13 protein-coding genes are annotated in these 18,170 nt (G+C 48.0%); all 13 read left to right on the top strand.

Annotation, left to right across the window (positions count from 1 at the left end):
* Nucleotides 1–30 precede the first annotated feature (30 nt).
* The 13 genes from ppc (at nt 31) to tatA (ending at nt 18,161) form a co-directional block, all read left to right on the top strand.
* The gene (gene ppc, locus GZ78_RS02360; RefSeq protein WP_034834030.1) at nt 31–2,664 is read left to right on the top strand and encodes a phosphoenolpyruvate carboxylase; all 2,634 of its coding nucleotides are present in this window, start codon (nt 31–33) and stop codon (nt 2,662–2,664) included.
* Between the two features lie 151 nt (nt 2,665–2,815).
* Nucleotides 2,816–5,029 (top strand): ankyrin repeat domain-containing protein, encoded by a 2,214-nt coding sequence (locus GZ78_RS27090; protein WP_051785744.1) that lies wholly within the window; start codon nt 2,816–2,818, stop codon nt 5,027–5,029.
* On the top strand, nt 5,019–5,534 hold the full coding sequence (locus tag GZ78_RS02350; protein WP_034832482.1) for a hypothetical protein: 516 nt from the start codon (nt 5,019–5,021) through the stop codon (nt 5,532–5,534). The genes GZ78_RS27090 and GZ78_RS02350 overlap by 11 nt, the downstream gene beginning before the upstream one ends.
* Nucleotides 5,535–5,656: 122 nt before the next feature.
* Nucleotides 5,657–7,561 (top strand): NADAR domain-containing protein, encoded by a 1,905-nt coding sequence (locus GZ78_RS27085; RefSeq protein WP_051785743.1) that lies wholly within the window; start codon nt 5,657–5,659, stop codon nt 7,559–7,561.
* Nucleotides 7,562–7,585: 24 nt separating this feature from the next.
* The gene (locus GZ78_RS02340) at nt 7,586–8,992 is read left to right on the top strand and encodes an opioid growth factor receptor-related protein (protein ID WP_034832481.1); all 1,407 of its coding nucleotides are present in this window, start codon (nt 7,586–7,588) and stop codon (nt 8,990–8,992) included.
* 80 nt (nt 8,993–9,072) lie between these two features.
* The gene (locus GZ78_RS02335; RefSeq protein WP_034832480.1) at nt 9,073–10,197 is read left to right on the top strand and encodes a beta-ketoacyl-ACP synthase III; all 1,125 of its coding nucleotides are present in this window, start codon (nt 9,073–9,075) and stop codon (nt 10,195–10,197) included.
* 132 nt (nt 10,198–10,329) lie between these two features.
* Entirely contained in the window at nt 10,330–13,467 is a 3,138-nt protein-coding gene (locus tag GZ78_RS02330; RefSeq protein WP_034832479.1) for a hypothetical protein, read from the top strand.
* 315 nt (nt 13,468–13,782) lie between these two features.
* Nucleotides 13,783–14,544 (top strand): bifunctional demethylmenaquinone methyltransferase/2-methoxy-6-polyprenyl-1,4-benzoquinol methylase UbiE, encoded by a 762-nt coding sequence (gene ubiE / locus GZ78_RS02320; RefSeq protein WP_034832477.1) that lies wholly within the window; start codon nt 13,783–13,785, stop codon nt 14,542–14,544.
* A 2-nt stretch (nt 14,545–14,546) separates the two neighbouring features.
* Nucleotides 14,547–15,137, top strand: a complete 591-nt coding sequence (locus GZ78_RS02315; RefSeq protein ID WP_034832476.1) for a ubiquinone biosynthesis accessory factor UbiJ — start codon at nt 14,547–14,549, stop codon at nt 15,135–15,137.
* A 127-nt stretch (nt 15,138–15,264) separates the two neighbouring features.
* A complete protein-coding gene (ubiB, locus tag GZ78_RS02310) occupies nt 15,265–16,866 on the top strand; it encodes a ubiquinone biosynthesis regulatory protein kinase UbiB (RefSeq protein ID WP_034832474.1) in 1,602 nt (533 codons plus the stop codon).
* Nucleotides 16,867–16,883: 17 nt separating this feature from the next.
* Complete coding sequence (gene hisI / locus GZ78_RS02305; RefSeq protein ID WP_051785742.1) at nt 16,884–17,312, top strand: phosphoribosyl-AMP cyclohydrolase; 429 nt, start codon at nt 16,884–16,886, stop codon at nt 17,310–17,312.
* Nucleotides 17,305–17,634 (top strand): phosphoribosyl-ATP diphosphatase, encoded by a 330-nt coding sequence (locus tag GZ78_RS02300; RefSeq protein WP_034832472.1) that lies wholly within the window; start codon nt 17,305–17,307, stop codon nt 17,632–17,634. The genes hisI and GZ78_RS02300 overlap by 8 nt, the downstream gene beginning before the upstream one ends.
* Nucleotides 17,635–17,942: 308 nt before the next feature.
* A complete protein-coding gene (gene tatA / locus GZ78_RS02295) occupies nt 17,943–18,161 on the top strand; it encodes a twin-arginine translocase TatA/TatE family subunit (RefSeq protein WP_034832471.1) in 219 nt (72 codons plus the stop codon).
* The last annotated feature ends 9 nt before the right edge of the window (nt 18,162–18,170 follow it).

Genomic DNA, 18,170 nt, shown 5'->3' with positions numbered 1-18,170 from the left:
TTCACGGTAAAAACTCGGGAAGTTAAAGCTATGACGGACAGCAAGGCGAATCTGCGTCGCAACGTGAACCTGTTAGGGACACTGTTGGGTCAAACTATAAAAGAGCATCATGGTGAGATCTTTTTCAACCGGATTGAAAGCATTCGTCAGCTTTCCAAAGCAGCCAGAGCGGGTAGCGAGGTTGACCGGGAAGTTCTGCTGGATCAGCTCAAGAACCTGTCAGATGACGATCTGGTGCCGGTTACCCGGGCATTCAGTCACTTTCTCAATCTGGCGAACCTGGCCGAACAATATGACAGTATTGCCGTCAGTCATGGTGAAACATTTTGCGTTCCCGATCATTTTGATGAGCTGATGACCCGGCTCAGGCATCAGGGTTTCAGTAAAGAGCAGGTGGCTGAAAGCGTGGCTAATCTGGATATGGAGCTGGTGCTGACGGCTCATCCCACTGAAGTCTCTCGAAGAACACTGATTCAAAAGCATGAATCTATTTTTGAATGCCTTAGCAAGCTGGAAAGTAGCCGTCTTAGCTTCAGGGAGCGAGCTCGTATTGAAGACCGACTTCGTCAGCTGATTGCTCAGGCTTGGCATACCTATGAGTTCAGAATGAAGCGACCAACGCCAGTGGACGAGGCCAAGGGCGGGTTTGCCACTATCGAGCACTCTCTCTGGAATGCCGTGCCTGATTTTGTTCGTGCCATGGATGAGCGGCTCAGAGAACACACCGATATTGGCCTGCCGCTGAATGCTGTACCCGTTCGCTTTTCTTCCTGGATGGGGGGGGATCGAGATGGTAATCCGTTTGTGACTGCAGAAGTAACAAGGGAGGTTCTACTGCTGAGTCGTTGGATGGCAGCCGATTTGTACCTCAGGGATCTCAAGCCCCTGATCGGTGAGCTCTCTATGACGGAGTGCAGTGAAGAGTTGCAAAAAAAACTGGGGGATTGTCGAGAACCCTACAGAGTTATACTCAAGCAGCTCAGGGAACGTCTGAGAGAAACGCGAAGCTGGTGCGAGTTTTCACTGGTAGATAAACCCCGCTCTTCAGAAGTACTTCTGCTTCAAAAGGATCTTGTTGAGCCTCTGGAGCTCTGCTATCGCTCTTTGCACGAGGTGGGCCTGGGCGTCATTGCCGATGGTCCTCTGCTGGATATGATCCGTCGTGCTCACAGTTTTGGTCTTACTCTGATTCGTCTTGATATTCGTCAGGAAGCGAGCCGACATACGCAGGCAGTCGGTGAGTTGACTCGTGCCTTGGGCATTGGTGATTACCAGAGTTGGGATGAGCAGGAAAGACAAACCTTCCTGTTAAAAGAACTCCAGAATCCAAGGCCCATGATTCCTGCAAAGTGGCAGCCTTCCGAAGAGGTGGCTGAGGTCATTGCAACCTGTCGAGCCATTGCCAGCGAAGGTCAGCAGGCATTGGGGGCTTATGTTATTTCCATGGCATATACACCGTCCGACGTCTTGTCCGTGGCGTTATTGTTGAAAGAATGTGGCGTTGACTTCGCTATGCCCATTGCTCCTTTGTTTGAAACATTGGATGCACTGGATGGTGCCAGCGAGTGTATTAGCTCTCTGCTGTCATTACCCTGGTATCGTGGCTATTGCCATGGAGGCCAGATGGTGATGATTGGTTATTCAGACTCTGCCAAAGATGCGGGCTGGATGGCTGCAGCCTGGGCTCAGTACCGAGCCATGGAAGAAGTGACGGAGGTCTGCCGCGAAAATAATGTTGCCCTGACATTGTTCCATGGTCGTGGCGGTACTATCGGCCGTGGCGGTGGCCCTGCTCATGCGGCGATTCTCTCTCAGCCTCCGGGCTCTATGAACGGAAATCTCAGAGTGACTGAGCAGGGGGAGATGATCCGGTTTAAATTTGGTTTTCCGGATGTAGCCATTAACAGTTTGATGCTCTATGCCAGTGCCACTCTGGAAGCCACCCTTTTGCCTCCACCTGTGCCAGAGCAAAGCTGGCGAGATATGATGGATCAGTTGGCCAGTGATTCACTGCAAACTTATCGTGGCATGGTCCGTGATGAAACTGATTTTGTTCCCTATTTTCGGGCAGTGACTCCAGAGCAAGAGCTGGCCAAGCTGCCGCTGGGCTCCAGGCCTGCAAAGCGGAAACCCAATGGCGGTGTAGAAAGCTTACGGGCGATTCCATGGATATTTGCCTGGACTCAGATTCGCCTGATGTTACCTACCTGGTTGGGTTTTGGTGTTGCTCTGAACAATGCACTGGAAAAGGGTCAGAGAGACACTCTGGAAGAAATGATCAGTCAGTGGCCTTTCTTCAAAGCTCGACTGGAAATGCTGGAAATGGTCTTTATGAAGACGGATTCCAAGTTGGCTGAATATTATGAGGATCGACTGGTGCCTACCGGGTTGCAGCACTTGGGTGAGAGTTTACGGGAGCAGTTAGAAACCTCTATCAACGCTCTGCTGGAGCTCAAGGGTGGGGAAGAGTTGATGTCCAACCATCCCCAGAATAAACAGGCTATTGCATTGCGAAATCCCTATACCGATCCGCTGAACGTGCTTCAGGCTGAGTTACTTTATCGTGTTCGCCATTCAGAAGAGGGTGAAGTATGCGATAAGCTGGAACAGGCCTTGATGATTACCGTTGCAGGTATTGCTGCGGGTATGCGTAATACCGGTTAAATCAGTCTGTCACGGTAGGGAGGGTATATCAGGGACGATACTAAGGATGGAGTGTGCGAGGTTAAAGTAAACTCCATGGAAGGCTTCTGGTTTCCTGACTATATTGTCCTGACACTGCTAATACTGAGTTTCTGGAGTGTCAGGGGACTTTATGAAAAGGCGCAAGATCTCTTGCTACTGGGTTGGCCAGAACTATTACACCCTGTTTTTCACTTGTCTACTGACGTTTTATTTATTCTGCTCCTCCCTTTTCGCCAACCAGCAAGCAGCCACTCCTGTACAATCCGGCTACCTTCATCATCTGCCGGAAAAAACCTGCTCTGAAGTATCTGAAAGTCAGGATACTTGGCAGTATCTGCAAAGAAACACCGCTTTTTTGTCCAATGACGCCTATGACTATGATGATGACAAAGATGAGTTAGACAACGAAGGTTTGTGCTTTGGCTTGGTCTGCGCCTATTTGCAGGCCACTCTTAATGAACCGGATACACGGCAACAGCTCAGTCAAAGCCTTGAGATATGCAGCCAGAACGCCAATACCCATAGCGAAGGGAAAAACGGCTGGGACTTTTCTGGCAGGCACTGGTCAAACTTGCAACAAGCCATGGAGCACGCACAACAACAGTACAAAGCCTACCGACAGGCTTATGGCCTTTCTGACAACGAAACCACTTTCGAGACTTTCTCCCGAACCAATGATGAAGCCGCCAGGCTCCTGAAAACTTTAGCCTGGATGCAAAGCGTTTACGACTCGCAAAACCGCCAGCGCTGTACCTACGACATCCACTCAGGCAACTCATTCTCTGGAAGAGCAAGCCAAAAGCCAACTATAGTCAGTACACAGGGCTGGCCGGTTGCGCTCACAAAAGCGTCCACCATTGAATTTTTAAGAGAACTTAAAAAGCGCCCTGTTCCCGCCCATTATCTTTTATTCACAGCCAGCCATAGCATTACCCTTAGTCTGGAAAATGACAAAATTACCCTCTTTGACCAGAACGCTCCCTGTTATTTTAAACAGGCAGGACTGGAGGATTCAGACGAACTGGCAGCCGATCTTTTTCATGCTTTATATACCCGACCAGGTTGTCGAGTAACCGTTAACGCCGACAGCATTCACTACCAATGCGGAGTCAGCACAATGCTGACGGTTCAACAGGATGAAAATGAATCAATACAACAGCAAAAGGATACTTTGAAAACAGCTCATCCTTTTGTGGTGGTGAGCCTGTGTCAGGTTTTCCCTGAAAACACGCCGCCACAAACGATTCAAAGTCATGATGTTAACCTGAGCATTCTTTTGGATGACTTCGCCTACCTGTACCCCGTGCCCACCAGAACCACAGACTCAGAAGGCTACACCCGACTGCACCTGGCCAGCCGCGATGGCAATATCAGCCGTGTCAGGCAACTGCTGGAGGAAGGTGAAAGTCCTGGGCTTCGAAGTAGCGCCAATATCCTCAACCAGCCCGGCAGGACGGCACTGGAGCTGGCTCAGGCAAGAAATCATTTGGATATAATCAGGCTTCTTCAGTCGTACAACACCGACGACACTGATGATCTCACTCACTTCCTGGGAGAAGCTCAGAGTGACGCGATCCATTTATATCAGTCGCATTGGCCTGTCGACCGACAGCCAGTTCCCGAAAGCCCTCAGAAGACCCATTGGGAAACGGTTCAAAAGCATGATTCAGCCTCTGTCGGCCAGTATTATCATTCCAGTTGTGTCGGCAGTGGTGGCAGTTTTGAATTTCGCAAAGCTGTGGTGGCTATTGGCCGGGGTGAAGACCCGGTTTCAAAAGGAATAGAACGAACCGTTCAGGGAGCAGTCAAAATATCCTATGAGCACTTCCCAGAAGAAACCAGACAGGTTCTGAACGGATTGGCAGCTACCAGCGAGACTATTGATGCTGTAGTGAATTACGCCGACAAGGCGACCGGAGGGGTAATTAGCAAACACTGGGATAGTCTAGACCAGGCGACAAAGGACGAACTGGCGGGTTATGGTAAGATACTTTCGGTAATGGTGCCACCTGCAAGAGTCCGGGAGTTGGCATCGGTAGTAAAAATTAGAGATTCAGAAAAAATAAAAGATTTTTTAGAAAAAACAGAGATTGGGAGAGCTACTAAAGGCAAGACTGAGCAAAGAATTAGTCTTGGCGGTTTCAGAAAAGCAGAGGAAGATTTTGGCTTTTTCTCTCCCTTGGATATAAAGGAAATTAAAACACAATATGGCATTGGAAAGACTGGAAGACTTGAAAGTGGACACAGTATTACTCTAAGGCCAGGAAGTTCGGATGGTCGCCCAACATTAGAGATAAGAAATCCAAATAATGGCAGAGGGGTTGAGGTTCGGTATGATGATTGATAACAATGCAATGAAAAAACTTTCTGAATCATTTGTATCGGAGTGGCTTAATATGGAATATATGCTTCTTCCTGAAAGAATTAAAAGTAAACGCTGGGCTTGTTTACCTATTGCAGACTATATGAACCCAATGGAAGCAGAGTGGTTATCTGAAGCTATCAATCAAAATACATCAAAAGACATTATTAGTTTAGCCTTTGAATTTGGTGGAACACCTACTTGTTCTATGATTGAAGTTTCAAAATCAAATCTGATAGACGCTAATTTTCAAAGTAGTCACTTATTCTTATGTATAACCTCTATGGAATACGAATTTATTTACTTTAAAGATCAATTGAATCGTTTTTATCTGCTTTCTGGAAGCCAGAACTTTTTAAAAAAAGCATATCCGTGCAGTTTGGAAACCTCAAAAGAAATGTATTATGACTGGCTGGAATCTTATTCAAAGTCAGATTCAGAAAAACTTTTCTTAAAAAAAATATGGGAGAAATATTTTACGGCTTAAACTCATAAAAGGGAAGAAAACCAGGAGTTTGTTGGATCAAGCTTTCGAATCAGTTGTTTTGGCAATGAGTTTTCAGTATCCATGCCGATAGTCTGAAGAGGATAGTTCTTTGGACTATAGGCATGACTTATTCTGACATACCCCCATCAGGCCGACCTTCTCCTCACATCACGGGTGAGACCGGTCATACTCAAGGTGAGCAGAAAGTAACGGCATCCGAGCGCCATATTCCGGAGGACCCGCTAACGGTTGAGGGGAGTCCGCTCGACCGGCGAAAAGTAATCCCAAGTTCTACTCATACGGCCTTGAGTGGTAAAGAGGCCAGACAGTCCCAGTTATTGCAGTCTTATCAAAACCAGTGTCGTCGTACTGAAAACCTTCTCGGCCAAAGCTTTCTGTCTCGCAACCTTGAGAACCTCAGTGATTACCTTGAGGGCACTCTTGAAGACGCTGAAGATCTGTCTTTTGAGGTGGTGTATGTTACTGACGAGGGAGTGAGGTCGGTTATTCCGCCTGATAAGGAGTTGCTGGAAAATGTGGGGCTTTTCCAGTCTTTGAATGAGCAGTTGATCGAAGAGGTGAGTATTCTCAGGGAGCATTTTGAGCAACAAGGAATCAAGGCACAGTTAGCATCTGATCTCACAATTGGTATGTTGGATGTGGTTCATCATGAACATTTACTGGCCAGAGAAGGTGTTGAGCAGCCTGGTGCTGAGCTGAAAGAATCTGCCGTTTATCTTGATCTGGACCGGATTGGAGAGATGCCTAGTGTCCCGGGTTATACGCCTGAATCGATAACAGACTCAAGTCATTTCGAAGATATAGCTGAACAGCTGCAGTCCGGGATTGTCCTATTACCTGTTGAGCCAGAGCCTGTTGTACCAAAAGAGCTTGAATTGCCTCCGGCGGGCTTCTCCACAAGGTTGCCAACGCAGGCTGAAGAGTGGATTAATTTTACCAAGGAACCAAATCAGCTCATCCAGGGGCAGAGATGGACGATCAATGCGATCAGAGCTCTGGATGAAACAGCGATGGAGGCAGAGCATGACTATATCCAGCTGCTGTTTCCGAACTTTGAAGTCAGTGGGGCTAATCCTGAGTCTCCCCGTCTAACGCCACAAATGGTTTTCGAGCTTCAACACAGTCCTGTGCTGCAGCAGCAACTGAAGGCTTCTCTTGATCAAATGCTCAGTTTCTGGGGGCTTACTCGTCAGGGGGATTCCATTCAGATTGACCCTGATAAAGGCGTCGCACACGGGAAGTGGATGCTGAACAATGGTGATCATAACCATAAGCGCATAACAAGAGTGATTAAATGTTTGATGGCTGTTGGCTATGACAGTTGTGCGGCCAGTCTTGAAAGAACATTGCAGGAGCAGAGAAGGCTGGGAAATATCCCGTTGAATCACCATTGGGCTGATGCCATCAAAGAGACTGGGGGAAAACGTTTGATGACATTTTCTGGCAGTCAGCTCGAGGCTAGAAGTGCCGTTCGCTCTTATAAAAATTACATGCAGACTCATGCACTGAGAGTTTGTCAGAATGAACCCAAAGTAATGTTTTTTCGCAGTGGAAAACCTTACTTCGAATTCACCAACTTTTATGAGCCTCCCGGTGGTGTCAATATTGAAGGGTTTAACTGGCCGACGACTGAACACTATTTTCAGGCCAAGAAATTCAATAAGAGCCGCTGGCCTGAGATTCAAGCGTTAAAAACGGCAGATGACGTGTTTCGCTATATTCATCCGGATCGCAGTAATCCCCGTTTTACCATTCCTCTGGATGTGGGCCATAAACAATGGCTGCAATCCAGAGATAGCGTCATGCTGCATGCATTGAGGGAAAAGGCACGACAGGATGATTTTTTTCGTCGGCGTCTATTGGGGACAGGTAATGAACCCCTCTACGAAGATTCTAACAGGGACAGCTACTGGGGGGTTGCCAGAGGAGGGGAGAACCGCCTCGGAGCGATGTTGATGCAAGTCAGGGATGAGTTGAGGGCAGGGACTATTCTGCCCATCAGTTAAGGATACAGATACAGGGATGGTTTCATGATTTCGACTAGAGTTGACGATCTTACTGCTCAGTTTAAGGCACTGGATTGCTGGGGAAAGGAAAAGGTTGGAGCCGGTGTTGAAGATGGACCTCTCAAGGTCACTGCAGGCAATGAGCAGAACTATATTGCCTGGGGGCGAACCGTCGTCAGGGTTGAAGAGCAGGAGAAGCTCTACGATGAGCTGGAATATCTGATCAACCAGATGAATAGGGGGGCTCAGCGTCGTGGACTGGCGACCCGGCGTATTGAAATCCATTGCTTAAATCCGGCGGAATTGACTCGTGATGTAGCTGAACAGGTTTTGACTGAAATCAGGGATACTCCCCGCTACACCTACGAAAGAATTTATCACGGCATGAACCAGGCCTACATGGATCACTCCCATACGGGAAATTCTGACAAGATAGGTGAAGAGATCTGGGCTGCGCTGGAAGAAGCGTTGGAAGCTTTGCCAGAGCATCATGTAAAGGCAGTCATACCTCAAGTGATCAGCAGTTTCTTTGAAGATCATCGAGATAATAAAGTCTCTGCCATGATCATGCGTCGCATTCGAAGCCGCTATCCTGACGTTTTATTTGGCGGAGAAAGCGTTCGCTCAGAAGCTAACAGACAAGTGCCTTCTCCTGTGAAATCAACAAGTTCTTCTTCATCCGATACTGGGGCAACTGCTGGTCAGGATGACTTTGGACCTTTTGTAAGTAGTACAAGTTCTGACAGTCAGCGTGAAGAGCTTTTTGGAAGAAGAGCAGAAACAGCAAAAACAAACTCTGCAAGGGCTTACTCTGATATATCAGCTATTGGTTATGGATTAAATCCACCTACGGTCATTCGTGTCAAGAATGCTGTAGACCGTTCAAAAAAGGAAGAGCTGGAAATGACTCAGCACTGGCTGGCTTTTTCACGAACAGGTAAGCATAAAATCGCAGGACAGCAGCACACTCTGGAAGGAGTCAGAAGGTTTTCTCATAATCAGTGTGAATCCGCTCATGATTACATTCAATTGTTATTCCCCAATAGTCAACCCAGTCAATACAACAGAACCGCGCCTCTGCTGACTGATCAAATGGTGATAGAAATACAGAATGATAAAAAACTACAAGTAGAACTGCAGAAATCACTGGATCAGATTCTTGACTTCTGGGGGATGCATCGACGAGGAGACCAGGTGTTTGTTGATGACTCAAAGTCATCCAGACACAAGTGGAACAAGCCTTTCTATGATCATAATGAGTCCAGAGTTTCGCGAGTTTTATACCATCTGATGGAGACGGGGTTTGTTGATTGCGCCTTAAATATGGAAAGGGCTATGAATCGCCAACGAGGCCGAAGAAAGAACACTCATTGGGAGACGGCTGTCAGAACCCGGCCGCCTGCAAGGCGTCTGTCGTTCAACGACATTTGAGGAAAAATATTAAGGTTTTATTACTATGGTGCATGATATAGGATCACTAAGAACATAAGCATAAGGTGATCGAGGCAAGCATGGCTGTCGCTGCAATTATCACAGGAACGGGGCTTTATACCCCAGCCAGTGCTATCAGTAATGATGAACTGGTCACGAGCTATAACACCTGGGCTCAAAAAGAAAACGACAAACACCAGCAGGCTATTACTGAGGGTGAGAAAGAGGCACTGCCACTGAGTAGCAGTGCTTTCATAGAAAAAGCATCGGGCATTAAAAGTCGATACGTCATGAATCGGGAGGGTGTACTTGATCCTGATCGTATGGCCCCTCATCTGCCTGAACGGGACAATGAAGAAATATCTGTGCAGTGCGAAATGGCATTGCATGCTGCCCGAGATGCGCTCTCCCAGGCCAGAGTCAGGCCTGAAGAAATCGATCTGGTGATTGTGGCATGTTCCAACCTGCAAAGGGCTTACCCTGCTATTGCGGTTGAAGTGCAATATTACCTGGGAGCATCTGGCTACGCCTACGATATGAATGTGGCCTGTTCTTCAGCAACTTTTGGTATCAAGGCGGCAACAGACGCCATTCTCTCTGGTAATGCTGAAAGAGTTCTGGTGATCAGTCCCGAGATTACTTCAGGTCATTTGAATTTTCGTGACCGTGACAGTCACTTTATTTTTGGTGATGCCTGTACGGCGGTTGTTGTTGAAGCGGACAGTACCGCTAGAAATGAAAAAGGATTTGAGATACTCGGTACCAGGGCCTGGACTCAGTTTTCCAGTAATATCCGTAATAATTTCGGTTTCCTGAATCGTGCGGATGAATCTGGCATAGGGCAACCAGACAAACTGTTTGTGCAGAATGGTCGTAAGGTCTTCAAGGAAGTCTGCCCGAAAGTAGCAGAAATTATTGCCAGTCATTTAGATGAGTTAAGGCTGACCTCAGCAGATCTTTCTCGTATGTGGTTGCATCAGGCAAACTTGAATATGAATCTGCTCATTTCACGAAAAGTTCTGGGTCGTGACGCCACTCCTGAAGAAGCCCCGATCATTCTGGACGAATACGCTAATACCAGTTCTGCCGGCTCAATTATTGCCTTTCATAAATATTCTGTTGACCTGGAAGCGGGTAATTATGGGGTGATCTGCTCATTTGGGGCGGGTTACTCCATTGGCAGTGTTGTGGTTAGAAAACGCTGAATGATTAATCGTGTCCTGTCAGAAGTTGGTATGTTCGGTTTGAGTGCCCGGTTTTCAAATGGGCTACGAGGGAACTTTAGGTAGATTAAGTCATCTCACTTTGCAGGAGTTTACAAAAAAAGGAGATGATACATGCAGGGACTTGGCGGACAATCGGGATATGGCTGTGAACCGGACTATCTGGATCATCCAGGCACTGAGGCATTAGGGGGGGCAGAGCCTTCTTCCAGCCACCTGCTTTGCAGCAACAAGGGACAAGAAGGCATCCCTCACAGGGAACTCAAGCTTAGGCATATCCAGCCGCTAGTGGTTGATCATCTTGAAAGATTGAAGCAGATCAGGCAGGTGATTCTGGATATAGATCTTCCCTTAAGCGACAATTATTGCATAGTGCAGTTGCATAAACAGGTACTTTCTGATCTGGATGAAAGCTTATTGGGCTCGAGTTTAGGAGAAAAAAGAGTTCCTGATTCCCTGCAAAGGTTTATTTCAGACTTGGTTTTTGAGTTCATGTACCCATCCAATCTGCCACTGTTACAGAAGCTGGCAAATCTTGGTCTGGGTCTAAATAAAAGCCAGGAATTGTATTATATCCCTGCTATCCCTTTTGGACTGCTCTTTCAATTTCTGGAAAATTCAGGCTCGGAGATCACTCGCAAGATCCTGCTTAATAATATTGAATGTCTCATTTTGAAGGCTGATCCGGCTTATCTGGCTCTGCTGGAGCAGCATTTTACAAAAGAAGAGATACAAAAAGCAGCTGTAGAAGTAATGAAGTGCGAGGGAATGTATCTTATGCATATGGTGAAGCACAATCCCGAGTATCGCCTGCCTGAGAGTCTAGGTCTCTGTCTGCTACCCGCGCTGTTTGTCTCGCTAAAGGAAAGACTTTCTGCATCACCCGCTTCTGATGATCATTTTCTGCCTGTCAGACAGTTACTCAGCTCAAAGCCTCTGTTGGATCAATTGGCTGTGCTGGAAGTCAATATAGCAAACCATCCTGACCTGATTCAGGCTGAACTGGATAAGCTGCCAGAGGCTGATCGGGAAAAGTTGCTGACATGCGCCTTTATACTGGGGCAGGGAAAGCTGTTTGACAAGTTGGCATCGACATTGACCGGGCCAATAAATGATATTCTTTGCCAGCAGAGCAGAAACGGTACCAATATACTTCATCTCATGGCCTCAGCTCTGTCAGAGGTTGAGAATAGGTCTATCTTATATGTTCACGCACTGACCGTGTATTCGCCCGACTATGACAGGCTGTTTGCTTTAGTCCCTGCAGAGCGGCTGGCCAACCAGCAGAACCGTTTCGGCTATACCCCGCTGGAGCTTTTGTATCGCCATAATAGCTGGAGCCTGGCTGCTAGTCCGATGGAGGTCGACTTAAACCGGGCTCGAGAACGGCGCAGGCAATTGTTAAGGTTCTCTGGTCACCCGCCTGTTTTCCGTACTATGCAGGCTCTTTTGGAGGGGGGGATGCCCAGAAATTGCAACTGGTTTCGTGAGTTTCTGGCTTTGTATAACCATCCGGCTCTGGGCGTTGCTATCCCTCCCCATACACTCAAACCGATGGATTGTACTGATTCACTTTGTGGACAATTAAGATATAAGCCTGCGGAGTGGGAGGAAAGATCTTTAGGTAAAGTCGTAGAATTTCTCAGGCTTCATCCCCGCGCTTTACAGGATGAACAGCAGGCTCTGCAATTGATGCTGGAAATACAATCAGAAGGGCTTCCCCTTGAGTATCAGGCACTGGTACTGAAAAAACTCACACCTGCTGTCCAGAAGTACATTCTTGATGATTCTCGATTAACGACAGCAGACTCGGATTCACTGTTTGTTGAACCTGATTTCAAGATGTTTTACAACAAAGTGCACTTATATCCATGGCACCTGATTGGGCTGAGTCTGGATTGCGGCTCCGCACTCAAAACGGAAGAAACGTTCACGGTGCCGCTCATGCAAGCTGTAAAATGCCACCAGGGCTTATGCCAGCAGGATGGCCTGCCTGAGCTGCCAAGACAATGGGAGCAAGAGTTTCTCACCAGCCAGAACATAGAGCCTTATGGCCGAAGTCTGGCTTTTCCCTCAGGAGAGGTATCGTGCGGCTATCGACGATTTAAATTTCTGAAACAGCAGCCCGGTGTTACAGAAAAATGGGAAGACTTTATTCGAGAACAGCCTCATCTGGCATTTTTTCGTGAACATCGCTCCACGCTAGGGTTGGAAAGCGCTTTAATCAAGCCCAGGGGTGTCTTTCGTTTGCCCAATGCTCAGGAAAAGTTGCGTCAGTGCGGTTTACCCGAAGAGATGCTGTCAGGCATTGCCTTCGCGGGAGACGGGTCGGCGTGTTTGCAGGTATTTGATGATGACGATAATACCCGGCTTTATCACCATTACTCCTACCAGACTTCTGGTGAGGAGGGGCTTTCGGTAGAAGCCTCACTGGCAGGGATTCGACTGTTTGCCAGAGATGGCGGTCGTCTTTTGCGGCAGGGTTTTCAGCCGCCAGACGCATTAAGCTGCTTCCATAACTCTGCAGACGGAAGGGGCTGGTCTCCCACGCCTTTTTATGGTGGTCAGGACGTTCCGGGGACATTGGGAGAATGGAATGCGCTGGATTACCCTAACATTGCACCGACCCCCGTGGGGATGAGGGACTTGGCAGATGTTCGAAGCTTCCAGGAGGTCACCAGTACCTGTTTTGGTATGGGAAAAAACTTCGATGCGTCTCGTCCTGAAATCCAGGGGCAGGTTCGAGTCACCGAGTTGGGTAAAGTGTTTTACGGGTTGGTGATCAACTGGCTGAGAGTCCGGCACGATACCCATACCCTGGACTACCAAAACGCAGACCACATGCGACAACTGGCCAGTGAATTGGTGGCGATAGCAGCCGACTTATTCGGCACCGCTTTTGGGATGGAGCCAGAAGCCATGAAACAACATATTGAACAAGCATTCCCTGAAGAAGCCTTACGCCGGGCTGTTTCAGAATGTGGCTACTGGTGCGACCCGACCTATCGGTATGTTCATGATATTAGGAGCTACCGGTTTCCTGATGAGATTTATCCGGGGCAGCTGGATCATGGCTTTAACATATATTTGGGCTCGAATACGAAAAAACTCACCGACGAAGGACTGCGCCGCTCCACAAAGGCCAGGGGTGCAAACCTGGGCGTTGATAATGGCACCATGCCGCTTTGTCACCTGGACAGTTTACTCTGGTTTTGCGTATTGGCAGGCTGGAAGGCAGATATCAAAGCTTGAATAATTCGCAAAGCCACTTTGGCTGAGCTGAAGGCCTTATCATATTAGAGTGGGTGACCTGTTCTTTCAGGGGAATTCCCTTGAACGGACTTGCAAAAAAATTATTCATTCTTCCTGTACTGGCTGTATTGAGAGGCGGTCGCGCAAGGGTGCAATATTCAGGCAAATTTACCTCTGTGTCATTACCCATTACAATAGCCAGCAATTTTTCCCGAATGCTTGCCAGCCTTCAGAAATCGAAATCGGTAGCCTGATCGAAGGTAGAGATCAGTCGACCGGTTCGGATGGTTTTCTGGTGCTGGGGCGGAGATCTGGATGACTGACAAGGTAAGAGATCAGGACAAGACACACTTTGGCTACAAAGATGTGAAGCCTGATGAAAAAGAGAAAATGGTAGCGGGTGTCTTTCACTCAGTAGCAGACAGCTATGATGTGATGAATGATCTGATGTCGATGGGTGTTCATAGGCTTTGGAAGCGTTTCACCATTGAATTGTCTGCTGTCCGGAAAGGTCATCAGGTGCTGGATATTGCGGGTGGTACGGGCGACCTGACCAAGCAGTTCTCTCGTTTGGTGGGTGATACGGGCAGAGTGGTGCTGGCCGATATCAATGAATCCATGCTCAGAGTGGGGCGTGATCGCCTGATTGACCAGGGGATTGTGGGCAATGTTGAGTATGTACAGGCTAATGCTGAATGCCTGCCCTTTCCTGAAAACACCTTTGACTGTATTACCATCGCCTTTGGTCTTCGGAATGTGACGGACAAGGCAGAGGCGCTACGTTCCATGTGCCGGGTTCTGAAACCGGGTGGCCGTCTGTTGGTTCTGGAGTTTTCCAAGACCAACAACCCTCTGTTAACCAAAGTCTATGATACTTATTCTTTCTCGCTGCTGCCGGCCATGGGTAAATTGGTGGCGGGTGATTCAGAGAGTTATCGTTATCTGGCTGAGAGCATTCGCAAGCATCCTGACCAGAAAACCCTCGAAGCCATGATGAAAGAAGCCGGCTTTGTAAATACCACCTATCACAACATGACCGGTGGCATTGTCGCTCTGCACAAAGGCATCAAACCCTGATTATGATGAAAACGGCATTTCTGGCGTTTCTGGAGACCAGGATTAATCAGCTGTTGAAGCTGGATCCAGTGACTGCAGAAGCTCTAAAGTTTCTGGATGGCAGTGTTATCCACTTCGTGTGTCTTCAGCCTGATTTCGACTGCTATGTTTTTCTGGATTCATTGGGAGTACGTTGTGCGGGCTGGCATGAAGGTTCTGTTGATGCCACCTTGCAGGGGCCTTTGAGCCGTTTTATTGCTCTGGCTGCTGATCGAACCTCTTCCTGGGGGGCAATCAAGGGGCTGGATGTGTCTGGTGATCAGGCTGTTCTGGCCTCTCTTGAATCTGTGCACCAGAAGATGGAGCTCGACTGGGAAGGTCTGATTTGTGAACAGGTCGGGCCTGTGGCTGGCCATTCGTTGGCAGAAGGCTTACGTTTGATAGGCTCCACTCTTTCAGGGTCGGGACAAACTCTTTCAAGTCATGCAGCTATTTATCTTGAGGATGCGTTGAAAGTGGTTCCATGCGAACCGGAGGTTAACGCTTTCAACCGTGAGGTAGATAGCCTCAGCAAAGCCGTTGATCGTTTGAGCCAGCGTCTGAGCAAATCTTGATGAGATCGGCTGCTGAGCCGGTGACTAACCAGTCATGAGTGAAGAAAAATATTTTGCATGATATTTGAATGTGGATAGCAGTCAGGCAAAACATTTTTCACGATAAACTGTTTCGCGGGAGAAAAGGGTGCTGCAGTTAACCCGTTTAATAAAAATTGTTGGGGCCATTGCCCGCTACAGGCTTGATGATCTGGTAGAAATTGATCGTCTGCCATTTCCCGCCAGAGTACTAATGAGGCTCCTTCCCTGGCGGTACTTCATCAAAAATACTGAACCCAGAGCCATTCGCCTTAGAAAAGGGCTTGAATCTCTGGGGCCCATCTTTATCAAGTTTGGTCAGATCCTCTCCACTCGACGAGATCTGTTACCGGATGATATCAGTGATGAACTGGCTCGATTGCAGGATCGAGTAGAGCCTTTCCCTGCAGCAGACGCCGTCACCATTATTGAAAAAAGCCTGCATGCTCCCGTATCGGAACTGTTTGATCGTTTTGATCATGAACCCATGGCTTCTGCTTCCATCGCTCAGGTGCATGGTGCCCGTTTGCACTCAGGCGAAGAGGTGGTCGTTAAGGTGATACGACCTGGCATTGAAAAAGTGATTCGTAAAGATATCAGGCTGATGTATGGCTTCAGTCGTTTGCTTATAACCCTGATAAGAGAGGCTAAAAGGCTCAGGCCGATGGAAGTGGTCAGGGATTATGAGAAGACCATTCTGGATGAACTGGACCTGTTACGGGAAGCCGCTAATACCTCTCAGTTACGAAGAAACTTTATTAGCTCGCCATTGTTGTTTGTTCCCCAGGTTTATTGGGACTTCTGTAAGCCATCAGTCATGGTTATGGAACGAATTTATGGTGTGCCTGTTGCTGATACAGAAACGCTGAAAGCCAATGGCACGGACATGAAAAAGCTGGCGGAAAGGGGAGTGGAAATTTTCTTTACCCAGGTTTTCCGAGACCGGTTCTTTCATGCGGATATGCACCCGGGCAATATTTTTGTCGATATCACTGATCCTTCCGAGCCCAGGTACATTGGCATTGACTGCGGCATTGTAGGGACTCTGGAGCCAGAGGATCAGTATTATCTGGCCTGTAATCTGCTGGCCTTTTTTAAACGGGATTATCGCAAAGTAGCTCAGCTGCATGTGGATTCGGGTTGGGTTCCTTCCCATACTGTTGTTGGTGAGCTGGAAGCAGCCATCCGGACAGTATGCGAGCCTATATTTGAACGACCATTGAAAGATATTTCATTCGGGCACCTTTTGGTCAGGTTGTTCCAAGTGGCACGAAGGTTTGAAATGGAGGTTCAACCTCAATTGGTTCTACTGGAAAAAACGTTGTTGAACGTCGAGGGGCTGGGTCGTCAGTTATATCCAGACCTGGATTTGTGGAATACGGCTCAGCCTTACCTTGAAAAATGGATGAAAGATCAGGTCAGTCCCTGCGGTATTAGTCGATCCGTGCGTGATAATGTTCCTGACTGGCTGCTTAGTGCACCCAATATGGCCAGAAATGCTCTGCACAGTGTCAAACAGATTTCCGAACATCAGCAAAAGTTGATGGCTATGCATAACCGGGCAGATAAGCAGTCCGGCAAGCTGAAGTGGCTGGGTGGTGTGCTAGTTTTACTGGCCGCTGCTGTGCTGGTGTTCCCGGAGTGGTCTACGCAGATACCCTGGCAAGGGGTGATAATGGGAGGCGTCGGGGGCTGGCTCCTGACTCGATAGGAGTGTCTATGAGTAACATGAGTTGGCTGGATGAAGTTAACTTTAATCGTGATGGATTGGTAGCGGCTACTGCTCAGGATCATCATACCGGCCGAATACTGATGCAAGCCTGGATGAACCGGGAAGCTCTGGCTTTAACAGCCAAGGAACAGCAGGCTGTATACTGGTCCCGATCTCGCGGCAAACTCTGGCGTAAAGGAGAGTCATCCGGCCATGTACAGAAGTTGCATGAACTGAGATTGGACTGTGATGGTGACTCGATTCTGCTGGTGGTTGAGCAGCTGGGTGGTATCGCTTGTCATACCGGTCGGGAATCCTGCTTCTACCGGAAGTTGACCGAAGAGGGACAATGGTTAACTACGGATGGAGTTCTGAAAAGTCCTGATGCCATCTACGGAGCTTTCAGCGAACAGGCTGACAAGAGCGGAAACAGCGATAATGGATAACATCTTAGAGAAACTGGGAGCAGTTCTGGAAGAGCGTCGTCAAGCCAGTCCGGACAGTTCCTATGTATCCAGTCTGCATGCTGCAGGTATGGACAAGATTCTTAAAAAGGTCGGTGAAGAATCGGCAGAAACGCTGATAGCCGCTAAAGCCGCAGAGTTTGGTGGCAGTCTTGATGATGTGGTTTATGAAACGGCAGACTTGTGGTTTCACTCATTGGTCATGTTGTCCCATCTGGGTCTGAGCCACAAAGAGGTTCTGAAAGAACTGGAGAGACGCTTTGGTTTGTCTGGTATTGATGAAAAAGCCTCTCGAGACAGCTGAGTGTCGATTGATCAGTATTCCGGTACACTAGGAGGCTGACCGAGAATAGACAGCCCGGCCTAAAATCCAGAAAGAACGGCCATCTTTTCCACTGAATTTGCTTAAATAGGTCAACTATTCGCACAAATTCAGTGAAAAAGCTGACTTGCTCTACTGAATTTTATGCTCGGACGCTATTCTCGGTCAGGCTCCTGGGAGCCTGACCGAGAATTAACAGCCGGTTTCCTGAGAGAAGCGGCTGTTAATGTTTTGGGGGGCGTTGGCTCACTCGTCAACAGCTCCTGACTAGCTTAAAAGGAAAGTAGATTATGGGATTTGGTGGAATCAGTATCTGGCAGTTGCTCATCATTCTGCTGATTGTCGTCATGTTGTTTGGCACCAAGAAGCTGAAAGGTCTGGGTGGTGATTTGGGGAGTGCCGTTAAGGGATTCAAGAAGGCTATTTCTTCTGAGGAAGAGCAGAAGCCGTTGGAGTCCGAGAGCAGCAAGCAGGAAAAAGAGCCTGAAGACAGTCAACGGAAGTTATGAGGTAAGGTA

It is taken from the genome of Endozoicomonas numazuensis, assembly GCF_000722635.1.
In the GTDB taxonomy this organism is placed as follows: Bacteria; Pseudomonadota; Gammaproteobacteria; order Pseudomonadales; family Endozoicomonadaceae; genus Endozoicomonas_A; species Endozoicomonas_A numazuensis.
The sequence above is the reverse complement of the archived record's forward strand: the minus strand, read 5'-3'. Positions and strand labels throughout refer to the sequence as shown.